The following is a 10,408-nucleotide window of genomic DNA, read 5'->3' on the forward strand; positions in this document are numbered from 1 at the left end:
ACCCCAAGCCAACCGGAGCCATCGTCATGAAGACCTCCCTTGCCGGCCTCGCCCTGTGCCTCGCCATCGCCAGCACCGCCGCGCCCGCCATGCAGCTCGACAAGCTCGGCGGCCTGATGGGCGGCGCCGGTGGCGGGTTGAGTTCCGGCAGCGCCAGCAATGCCGCGGGCATCATCCAGTACTGCGTCAACAACAACTACCTGGGCGGCAGCTCGGGTGCCACGGGCGTGAAAGACAAGCTGCTGGGCAGCCTCTCGGGCGACCAGAACGCGGCCAACACCGATGCGGGCGGCAGCTCGGCCGGGGGCCTGCTGGGCAAGTTCGGCGGCAAGTCGAAGAAGGGCACCGCCACCACCAGCGCCGACCCCACCAAGGACAAGGGCTACCTCGACGGGGCCAAGGGCCTGCTCACCACGGGCGATGGCAAGACGGTGAACCTCACCGGCGGCGATAGCGGCAACAGCGGCGACATGAAGGGCCAGCTGGTGCACAAGGCCTGCGACGCCGTGCTGAAACAGGGCAAGAAGCTGGTGGGGATGTAAACCCCGCGCCTAGTCCCGCGTGATGCGCCCGATGGCGTCGGTGAGGTCGGCCACGCCATAGGGCTTCACGATCACCGCCGTCCGCGCATCGCGCACCACGCCATTCGCGGTCTGGTCGCCCGTGGCGAACAGCACCGGCAGTTCGGGGCGTGTCTCGCGCATGCGCTCGGCCACTTCCACCCCGTTCATGCCCGGCAGGCCCACGTCGGCGAGCAACACGTCGATAGCCTCGTTTTCATGCACGCGCAGGGCCTCGTTGCCGTCGCCCGCCTCGAACACGGTGTGGCCGCGGCTTTCGAGCATCTCGGCGATGCTCATGCGGATGAGCGCATCGTCTTCCACCACCAGCACGCGCAGGCGCGCGGGCTGCTGCGGCGGCGGCATCGACGGTGCAGGCGAGCGCGGCGTTTCCACCGGCGTGGCCGGTGCGCGCTGCGCCAGCACGTGGCGCACGCGGCGCGCCAGCGCCTCGCGGGTGTAGGGCTTGCTGAGCAGTTCCACGCCCTCGTCGAGGCGGCCGCCATGGACAATGGCGTTCTCGGTGTAGCCCGAGGTGAACAGCACGGCCATGCGCGGCTGGCGCTCGACGGCCTTGCGGGCCAGGTCGGGGCTGCGCAACGGGCCAGGCATCACCACGTCGGTGAACAGCAGGTCGATCGCGATGCCGCTGTCGATGATCGACAAGGCGCTCTCGGCGTCGCGCGCCTTGAGCACGCGGTAGCCGAGGTCGGCCAGCATGACCACCACGGTCTCGCGCACTTCGTCGTCGTCCTCGGCCACGAGGATGGTTTCGTCGCCACCGCGCACCCCGCCGCCATCCACGGCGACGAGGCGGTCCTCGCTCTGCGTGGAGCGCGGCAGGTAGATGCGCACCGTGGTGCCATGGCCCGGCTCGCTGTAGATCTTCACGTGGCCGCCGGATTGCTTCACGAAGCCGTAGACCATCGACAGGCCAAGGCCGGTGCCCTGGCCCTCGGGCTTGGTGGTGAAGAACGGTTCGAACACCTGCGCCAGCACCTCGGGCGCGATGCCCATGCCGGTATCGGTCACCGCCAGCATCACGTACTGGCCCGGGCGCAGGTCGCCATGGGCCTTGGCATACGCCTCGTCGAGCAGCGCGTTGCCGGCTTCGATGGTGAGCTTGCCCTGGCCCTCCATCGCGTCGCGCGCGTTGATGGCCAGGTTGAGCAACGCGTTCTCCACGTTGCCCACGTCCACCAGCGTGTTCCACAGGCCGCCGGCGATGACGGTTTCCACCTCGATGGCCTCGCCCAGCGCGCGGCGCAGCAGGTCGTCCATGTCGCGGACGAAGCGGCCGATGTTCACCACCTTGGGCGCCAGCGGCTGGCGGCGGCCGAAGGCCAGCAACTGGGCCGCGAGCTTGGAGCCGCGGGTGACGCCGGCCATGGCGTTGGCCACGCGGCGCTCGGCGCGCGCGTTGCCCGAGACATCGGCGGTCAGGAGCTGGAGGTTGCCGCTGATGACCTGCAGCAGGTTGTTGAAATCGTGGGCCACGCCACCGGTGAGCTTGCCGATGGCATCCATCTTCTGCGCCTGGCGCAGCTGGTCCTGGGTGATATCCACGGCGGCCGTGCCATGCCCGGCAAGCCAGGCGGCATCGCTGGTGGCCGGGCGGAACGTGGCCAGCACCGTGCCTTCGCCCGCAGGCGCGCCACCCCATGCTTCCACGGCCACGCGCCACGCCAGGCCGTCCACGCCGGTGACCTCGAGGTCACGGATGCCGCGGGCACCCAGCGTGGGCAGCATGTTCCCGAGCGCCGAGCGCCCGGCCGCGTTCCAGAACGGCATGAACCCCTCGCGCAGGCGGCTACGCGCCCATGCGTTGGCGTAGAGGGTGTCGCCGTTGGGGGCCAGGGCGACGAGCCCGAAGGGCACGGCGTCTAGCGATTGGCTGAGCAGCGCATGGTCCTGCAGCGCGAAAGTCGATGGCATCTGACTGGGCGTTTCCTGCGTCTTGGGATCGAACGAGCCGGAATCTTAGCCGCCGGGCCCGATAACGAATGTGTAGGCCGCCTTCACATCCCTGTTCGACGATTCACACAAGCCATTGAACAAGCAGCGCATTGGAAAAATTCCCCTATATCTTGTGTTGACCTGCCCCAAGGCGGCCTATATCGTGTGTCCCGCTGGTGTCCGAGGCGGCGCGACTGCCCGTCGGACTTAATAGGGAATCCGGTGCGAATCCGGAACTGCCCCGCAGCGGTAAGTGGAAACGACCCCGTTCAATGCACTGGCCCCCCGGGGGCTGGGAAGCGGCGGGTAGGCCGGTCGGCGCAAGCCCTCCTCGTCCACGAGTCCGAAGACCTGCCAGCAGCCGGTGGCCCGAAGCGGCCCCGGTTCGTGGTGACGGCTTCCGCGGGGAAGCACGTCGCGGACCGAAGCCCCCTTGCGTGGCTTCGTCCCCGGCTTTCCCGCCCAAGGTGCCACCGCGGCCTAGCCCCGTCCGAGGGAACGGGAGTTTGGACCAGGCCCTGGGGCACGCCAGTATGACGACGATGGATTCCGCAGCGCGCGAGCGCACCGAGACGGCCGACGCGGCCGCCACCCCCTCCACCACCAGCACCGACAAGGCCCCCGCCGCGGGTTACCGCCAGGACGCGCCGCCGCCGGCCTTCGCCCTCACCCCGCCGCACAACCCCGGCCAGATGCGCGTCACCAAGCGCAACGGCGGCCAGGAAACCGTGGACGTGAACAAGATCGTGCGCGCGGTGACCCGCAGCGCCGATGGCCTGTTCGCGGTCGACCCCATGCGCGTCGCCCTGAAGACCATCGGCGGCCTGTACGACGGCGCCACCACCCAGGAGCTCGACCAGCTCTCGATCCGCACCGCCGCGGCGCTCACCGCCGAGGAACCCGAATACGGCCAGCTTGCGGCCCGCCTGCTGTCGGCCTTCGTCGACAAGGAAGTGAGTGGCCAGGATATCCAGTCGTTCTCGCAGTCGATCAACCTGGGCGTGGAGCTGGGCATCCTCAACCACCGCCTGCGCGACTTCGTGCAGGCCAACGCGCGCAAGCTCAACGACGCGATCGACCTCACCGCCTCGCGCCGCTTCGAGTATTTCGGCCTGCGCACGGTGTACGACCGCTACCTGCTGCGCCACCCGACCAAGCGCCATGTGATCGAGACGCCGCAGTACTTCTTCATGCGCATCGCCTGCGCGCTGGGCGGCAACGAGGTCGGCGAGACGCTGGAGCTGTACCGCATGCTGTCGTCGCTGGAATACCTGGCCAGCTCGCCGACGCTGTTCAACGCCGGCACCGCGCACGAGCAGCTGTCGTCGTGCTTCCTGCTGGATTCGCCGCAGGACGACCTCGCCTCCATCTACGCGAAGTACGGCGACGTGGCCCAGCTGTCGAAGTTCGCCGGCGGCATCGGCCTGGCGTACTCCCGCATCCGCTCGCGCGGCTCGCTCATCCGCGGCACCAACGGCCACTCGAATGGCCTGGTGCCGTGGCTGAAGACGCTGGATGCGTCGGTCGCCGCCGTGAACCAGGGCGGCAAGCGCAAGGGCGCGGCCTGTGTTTACCTGGAAAGCTGGCACGCCGACATCGAGGAATTCCTCGAGCTGCGCGAGAACACCGGCGACGACGCGCGCCGCACGCACAACCTCAACCTCGCCAACTGGGTGCCCGACCTCTTCATGCGCCGCGTGGAGACCGACGGCGACTGGTCGCTGTTCGACCCGAAGATCGTGCCGCACTTCGTCGATACCTGGGGCGAGGCGTTCGAGGCCGCTTACGCGAAGGCCGAGGCCGACGGCCTGGCCGTGAAGAAGGTGAAGGCGCGCGAGCTCTACGCCCGCATGCTGCGTTCGCTGGCCCAGACGGGCAACGGCTGGATGACCTTCAAGGACCGCTCCAACGCCACCAGCAACCAGACGGCGCGCCCGGAAAACGTCATCCACCTCTCGAACCTGTGCACCGAGATCCTCGAGGTGACGAACCAGGGCGAGACGGCGGTGTGCAACCTCGGCTCGATCAACCTCTCCCGCCACGTGGTGGATGGCGCGTTCGATTTCGACAAGCTCGCCACCACCGTGCGCACGGCCGTGCGCCAGCTCAACCGCGTCATCGACCTGAACTTCTACCCGATCGATACCGCGCGCACGGCGAACATGAAGTGGCGCCCGGTGGGCCTTGGCGTGATGGGCCTGCAGGACGTTTTCTTCAAGCTGCGCCTGCGCTTTGATGCCGATGAGGCGCTGGCGCTGTCCACGCGCATCGCCGAGGAGATCTACTTCCACGCGCTGTCGCAGTCGAACGAGATCGCCGAACGCGACGGTGCCCACCCGGGCTTCGAGGAGAGCCGCGCCGCCAACGGCGAGCTGCAGTTCGATTACTGGCCGGCCGCGGCACCCAACGGCAAGGATGCACGCTGGGCCGCGCTGCGCGAGGCCATCAAGGCCAAGGGGCTGCGCAACTCGCTGCTTATCGCCATCGCGCCGACCGCCACCATCGCGTCCATCGCCGGTTGCTACGAGTGCATCGAGCCGCAGGTATCGAACCTGTTCAAGCGCGAGACGCTGTCGGGCGATTTCCTGGTGGTGAACCGCTACCTGGTGGAGGAACTGAAGACGCTGGGCCTGTGGACCGCCGACGTGCGCGACCAGATCAAGCTGGCCGAAGGCTCGGTGCAGGGCGTCACCGCCATCCCGGCGGAACTGCGCGCCGTGTACCGCACCGTGTGGGAACTGCCGCAGAAGGCGCTGATCGACCTCGCCGCCGCCCGCGGCGCATACATCGACCAGAGCCAGTCGCTGAACCTGTTCATGGAAAACCCGAACATCGGCCAGCTGTCGTCCATGTACATGTACGCGTGGAAGGCCGGCATCAAGACCACCTACTACCTGCGCTCGCGCCCGGCCACCCGCATCGCGAAGACCACGGTGACCGCCGCCGCCAGCGCCCCCGCGCCCACGGCGCCGGTGGCCAACACGCAGGAACAGGCCGAAGCCGCGGTGTTCTGCTCGCTCGAGAACCCCGAGTACTGCGAAGCCTGCCAGTAACGAACTAGCCCCCCTGTAGGAGCCCACACCCGTGGGCGACAGCTCCTAGCGAAACACTGTCGCCCACAGCGTGGGCTCCTACAGGTGATCCAATGCATGCCAGAGGCAACGATATGTCCGCCCACCCCATCACCCGCGACAGCCACCTGCTCGACCCGGGCTTCGAGCTGACGCTGCGCCCGATGCGCTACCCGAAGTTCTACGAGATGTACCGCGCGGCCATCCGCAACACGTGGACCGTGGAGGAAGTGGATTTCTCGCTCGATACCACCGACCTGAAGTCGAAGATGTCGGACGCGGACCGCCACCTCATCCACCGCCTGGTGGCGTTCTTCGCCACGGGCGACACCATCGTCTCGAACAACCTGGTGCTGAACCTGTACCAGCACGTGAACTCGCCCGAGGCACGCATGTTCCTGTCGCGCCAGCTGTATGAGGAAGCACTGCATGTGCAGTTCTACCTCACGCTGCTCGACACCTACATCCCCGACCCGGCCGAGCGCAACAAGGCGTTTGCCGCGATCGAGACGATCCCGTCGATCCGCCAGAAGGGCGAGTTCTGCTTCAAGTGGATCGACTCGATCCAGGACCTGCAGCGCCTCGAAACGCGCGAGCACCGCCGCCAGTTCCTGCTGAACCTGATCTGCTTCGCCGCGTGCATCGAGGGCCTGTTCTTCTTCGCCGCGTTCGCGTACGTGTACTACCTGCGCTCGCGCGGCCTGTTGCATGGCCTTGCCTCGGGCACCAACTGGGTGTTCCGCGACGAGTCGGGCCACATGGCGTTCGCCTTCGACGTGGTGCGCACCGTGCGCGAGGAAGAACCCGACCTGTTCGACGACGAGATGCGCCTGCAGGTGGAAGAGATGCTCGAAGACGCCATCGCCTGCGAAACGCAGTTCGCGGCCGACGTGCTCTCTGGCGGAGTGGCCGGCCTGTCGGTGAACGACATGCGCCAGTACCTCGAGTACTGCGCCGACCAGCGCCTGGTGCAGCTCGACATGCCGAAGAAATACGGCGCGAAGAACCCATTCGATTTCATGGACCTGCAGGATGTCCAGGAAGTGACCAACTTCTTCGAACGCCGCGTCTCGTCCTATCAGGTGGGCGTCCAGGGCGAAGTGGCTTTCGACCAGTCGTTCTAGGCCCGCAGCGGCTGCTGTAGGAGCCCACCCCTGTGGGCGACAGCTCTTCGCGAAAAGCTGTCGCCCACAGGGGTGGGCTCCTACATCAGCACGCCCCAGCACGACTTGTTGCAATGCAGTAAAATCGGCGCCACCATGCCCAAGCCCACCATGCTCCCCATCGCCCGCCCGACCGAGGCCCGTGTCCTCGAGATCGTATTCCCGGACCACACCAACCACCTCGGCACCCTCTTTGGCGGCCAGGCACTGGCGTGGATGGACAAGGCCGCCTTCCTGGCCGCCTCGCGGTACTCGCGCAAGGTGGTGGTCACGGCACGCTCCGAGCAGGTGGATTTCCATGTGCCGGTGCGCAAGGGCCAGATGGTCGAGCTGATCGCCACCGTGGTCTCCGTGGGCCGCACCTCCATGAACGTGGATGTCGCCATGTTTACCGAGGACCTGATCACCGGCGAGCGCGAGCTCTGCACGCGCGGCACCTTCGTCATGATCGCCCTGGACGAGAACCACAAGCCCACGGCCGTGGAATCGCTCCCCGTCGGCTGACGGCAGCCCTGTGGGAGCGCGCTTGCGCGCGATTTCGCCCACGGGGGAGGCTTCTATAAGGGCATCGCGGGCAAGCCCGCTCCCACAAGGGGCGAGAAAGCGTCATCCGGGGTTGACTTAGAGCGCACTCTAAGCCGTACGCTTCCCCCATGACCCTATCCCTGACCATCGCCGAGGCGGCCACCGCCACCGGCCTCACCGCCTATACGCTGCGTTATTACGAACAGATCGGCCTGATCGACCCGGTGCCGCGCCGGGGTGGCCAGCGGATCTATGGCGAGGCCCAGATGCGCACCATCCAGTTCGTGCTGCGCCTGCGCGCCACGGGCATGCCGATGCGCGATATCCAGGAGTATTCGCGCCTGCGCCGCCTCGGCGAAACCCCCGAGAGCATCAGCGCACGCGGCGACCTGCTCGAGCGCCACGCGCAGCACATGCGCGACGAGCTGGCCTCGCTCACCGAGACCATCGCCCGCCTGGACGAAAAGATCGCCCTTTACCGCTCCATGTACGGCGAAACCATCGCCACCCCCACTCCCCGGAGGAAGCAAGCATGATCACCCGCAAACTCGGCGCACACGGCCCGGACGTTTCCGCGCAAGGCCTCGGCTGCATGGGCATGAGCGAGTTCTACGGCCCCGGCGACGAAGCACAGAACATCGCCACGCTGGAACGCGCGCTGGAACTGGGCATCACGTTCTGGGATACCTCGGACGCCTACGGCCCGCATACCAATGAAGAACTGCTGGGCCGCGTGCTGCAGGGGCGCCGCGACAAGGTGTTCCTCGCCACCAAGTTCGGCATCGTGCGCGACCCGAACAACGCGGCGGCGCGCGGCGTCAGCGGCAGGCCGGAGTACGTGCGCCAGGCCGTGGAGGGCAGCCTGCGCCGCCTGAAGACCGACTACATCGACCTCTACTACCAGCACCGTGTCGACCGCGAGGTGCCGATCGAAGAGACCGTGGGCGCCATGGCGAAGCTGGTGGAAGAAGGCAAGGTACGCCACCTGGGCCTCTCCGAAGCCTCGGCCGCCAGCATCGCCCGGGCGGCGAAGGTGCACCCGATTACCGCGCTGCAGAGCGAATACTCGCTGTGGACGCGCGACCCGGAGACCACCGGCACGCTCGCCGCCTGCCGCGAGCATGGCATTGCCTTCGTGGCCTACAGCCCGCTGGGCCGCGGTTTCCTCACCGGGGCCATCACGAAGCCCGACGACTTCGCCGAAGACGACTACCGCCGGCACAACCCGCGTTTCACCGGCGAGAATTTCACGAAGAATTTGGCCCTGGTGGAAAAAGTGAAGAAGTTCGCGGCCGACAAGGGCTGCACGCCGGGCCAGCTGGCGCTTGCGTGGGTGCTCTCGCGCGGGCCGGATATCGTGCCCATCCCCGGCACCAAGCGGGTGAAATACCTCGAGGAGAACGCGGGCGCCATGGACGTGAAGCTCAGCGAGAGCGAGCTGGCCGAGATCGACGCGGTGTTTCCGCCCAATGCGGCGGTGGGCGACCGCTACCAGGCCAACATGATGGGCTCCATCAACGCCTGAGCCACGGCCGTATAATGGGGGGATGTCGTCTCCTGACCACTCCCCCCTTGGCAAGGCCACCACGTACGCCGACCGCTACGATGCCAGCCTGCTCTTCCCCATCCCCCGCCAGGCCAAGCGCGACGAGATCGGCGTGGATGGCGCGGCCCTGCCGTTCCACGGCGTCGATATCTGGAACGGTTACGAACTGAGCTGGCTCGGCCCGCGGGGCAAGCCCATGGTGGCCGTGGCGGAATTCCGCTTCCCGGCCACCACGCCCCACATCATCGAATCCAAGTCGTTCAAGCTGTACCTGAACAGCTTTGCGCAGGAAACGATCGCCAGCCGCGACGTCCTCGCCGACACCCTGGCGCGCGACCTCTCGGCCGCCGCCGGCGGCCCGGCCACCGTGGTGCTACGCGCGCCGGAGGAACTGAACGGCGAGCCGCTCCACGAGCCCGAGGGCGTGCTGCTCGACGACCAGGACCTGGACTTCGACAGCTACGGGCCGCCGCGCGCCGATTTCCTCGCCACCCACGGGGGCGAGGCCCGCGAGGTGCTGGTATCGCACCTGTTGCGCTCCAATTGCCCCGTCACCGGCCAGCCCGACTGGGGCAGCGTGCAGGTGAGCTATACGGGCGCGCCCATAGACCGCGCCGGGTTGCTTCGCTACCTCGTCTCGTTCCGCCGGCACACCGAGTTCCACGAGCAATGCGTGGAACGCATCTTCATGGACCTGCGCGAACGCTGCGCCCCGCGCGAACTCTCGGTCTATGCGCGCTACACGCGCCGCGGCGGCCTGGACATCAACCCCTTCCGCAGCACGGCCGCCGGCGCCCAGCCCGGTAATCCGCGCGGCGCCCGCCAATGATGAACCGTGCATTCATGCACTCTTCATTGGTATTGCCTTTAGTTGTGTAGCCTGTAACCTGCCCGCCCACGTATTCGACCGTTCTAACTCCGGAATCCAGACATGAAGCTTTCCTTCCGCACGCCTGTCCTCGCCACGGCGACCCTCGCCGGCCTCCTGGTCCTCACCGCCTGCGGCAAGAAGGAAGAGCAGACCAACGCCCCGGCCGCCTCGTCGACCGCCCCGGCCGCCGCCAGCACCGCCACCGCCGCGCCCGCCGCCGCCAGCACGGCCCCGGCCGCCGCCCCGGCTTCGCCGACCTCGGCCGCCGCTGCCGCCGCCACCCCGGCCGCCCCGTCCGCCGCCCCGGCCCCGGCCGCCGCCGACACCCTGAAGGTGGGCACGGTCACCCTCGGCAGCGCCGTCGGCGCCGACAAGAAGGTCGCCAAGGCCAAGACCGCCTTCGCCCCGAACGAAAAGACCATCTACGCCTCGGTCGCCACCGAAGGCACCAGCGCCGGCGCCACGCTGAACGCGAAGTGGACCTTCCAGGATGGCGAGACCACCACCACGGTCAGCGACATCAGCCAGTCGATCAGCACCGATGGCCCGGCCGTCACCACGTTCAAGATCCAGAACCCGAACGAGTGGCCGGAAGGCAAGTACAAGGTCGCCATCTCGCTCAACGGCAAGCCGGCCGGCGACACGGCATTCGACATCAAGAAGAAGTAAGCCACCACACGTGGTGATGAAAAAGGGCGCGGCATATGCCGCGCCCT

Annotated in this window: 9 protein-coding genes and 1 riboswitch; of the genes, 8 read left to right on the plus strand and 1 reads right to left on the minus strand. The window is 67.6% G+C overall.

Annotation, left to right across the window (positions count from 1 at the left end; genetic code table 11):
* Nucleotides 1–26: 26 nt before the first annotated feature.
* On the plus strand, nt 27–542 hold the full coding sequence (locus tag VI08_RS11305) for a DUF2501 domain-containing protein (RefSeq protein WP_045829689.1): 516 nt from the start codon (nt 27–29) through the stop codon (nt 540–542).
* Nucleotides 543–551: 9 nt separating this feature from the next.
* On the opposite strand, the gene VI08_RS11310 is transcribed toward VI08_RS11305, so the two are convergent.
* Nucleotides 552–2,495: a response regulator gene (locus VI08_RS11310; RefSeq protein WP_052697841.1), complete on the minus strand. Its 1,944-nt coding sequence runs from the start codon at nt 2,493–2,495 to the stop codon at nt 552–554.
* Nucleotides 2,496–2,673: 178 nt separating this feature from the next.
* Nucleotides 2,674–2,889, plus strand: a riboswitch (cobalamin riboswitch).
* Between the two features lie 160 nt (nt 2,890–3,049).
* Between VI08_RS11310 and VI08_RS11315 the strand changes: the two genes are divergently transcribed.
* The 7 genes from VI08_RS11315 (at nt 3,050) to VI08_RS11345 (ending at nt 10,361) form a co-directional block, all read left to right on the plus strand.
* Complete coding sequence (locus VI08_RS11315) at nt 3,050–5,569, plus strand: ribonucleoside-diphosphate reductase subunit alpha (RefSeq protein ID WP_045829708.1); 2,520 nt, start codon at nt 3,050–3,052, stop codon at nt 5,567–5,569.
* 113 nt (nt 5,570–5,682) lie between these two features.
* On the plus strand, nt 5,683–6,711 hold the full coding sequence (locus VI08_RS11320) for a ribonucleotide-diphosphate reductase subunit beta (RefSeq protein WP_045829690.1): 1,029 nt from the start codon (nt 5,683–5,685) through the stop codon (nt 6,709–6,711).
* A 135-nt stretch (nt 6,712–6,846) separates the two neighbouring features.
* A complete protein-coding gene (locus tag VI08_RS11325; protein WP_232309531.1) occupies nt 6,847–7,254 on the plus strand; it encodes an acyl-CoA thioesterase in 408 nt (135 codons plus the stop codon).
* A 149-nt stretch (nt 7,255–7,403) separates the two neighbouring features.
* The gene (locus tag VI08_RS11330; RefSeq protein ID WP_045829691.1) at nt 7,404–7,811 is read left to right on the plus strand and encodes a MerR family transcriptional regulator; all 408 of its coding nucleotides are present in this window, start codon (nt 7,404–7,406) and stop codon (nt 7,809–7,811) included.
* Nucleotides 7,808–8,800 (plus strand): aldo/keto reductase, encoded by a 993-nt coding sequence (locus tag VI08_RS11335; protein WP_045829692.1) that lies wholly within the window; start codon nt 7,808–7,810, stop codon nt 8,798–8,800. The genes VI08_RS11330 and VI08_RS11335 overlap by 4 nt, the downstream gene beginning before the upstream one ends.
* A gap of 22 nt (nt 8,801–8,822) precedes the next feature.
* Nucleotides 8,823–9,650 (plus strand): NADPH-dependent 7-cyano-7-deazaguanine reductase QueF, encoded by an 828-nt coding sequence (gene queF / locus VI08_RS11340; protein WP_045829693.1) that lies wholly within the window; start codon nt 8,823–8,825, stop codon nt 9,648–9,650.
* A 102-nt stretch (nt 9,651–9,752) separates the two neighbouring features.
* Entirely contained in the window at nt 9,753–10,361 is a 609-nt protein-coding gene (locus tag VI08_RS11345) for a hypothetical protein (RefSeq protein WP_045829694.1), read from the plus strand.
* Nucleotides 10,362–10,408: the final 47 nt, after the last annotated feature.

It is taken from the genome of Luteibacter yeojuensis, from assembly GCF_000964085.1.
Lineage (GTDB): Bacteria > Pseudomonadota > Gammaproteobacteria > Xanthomonadales > Rhodanobacteraceae > Luteibacter > Luteibacter yeojuensis_A.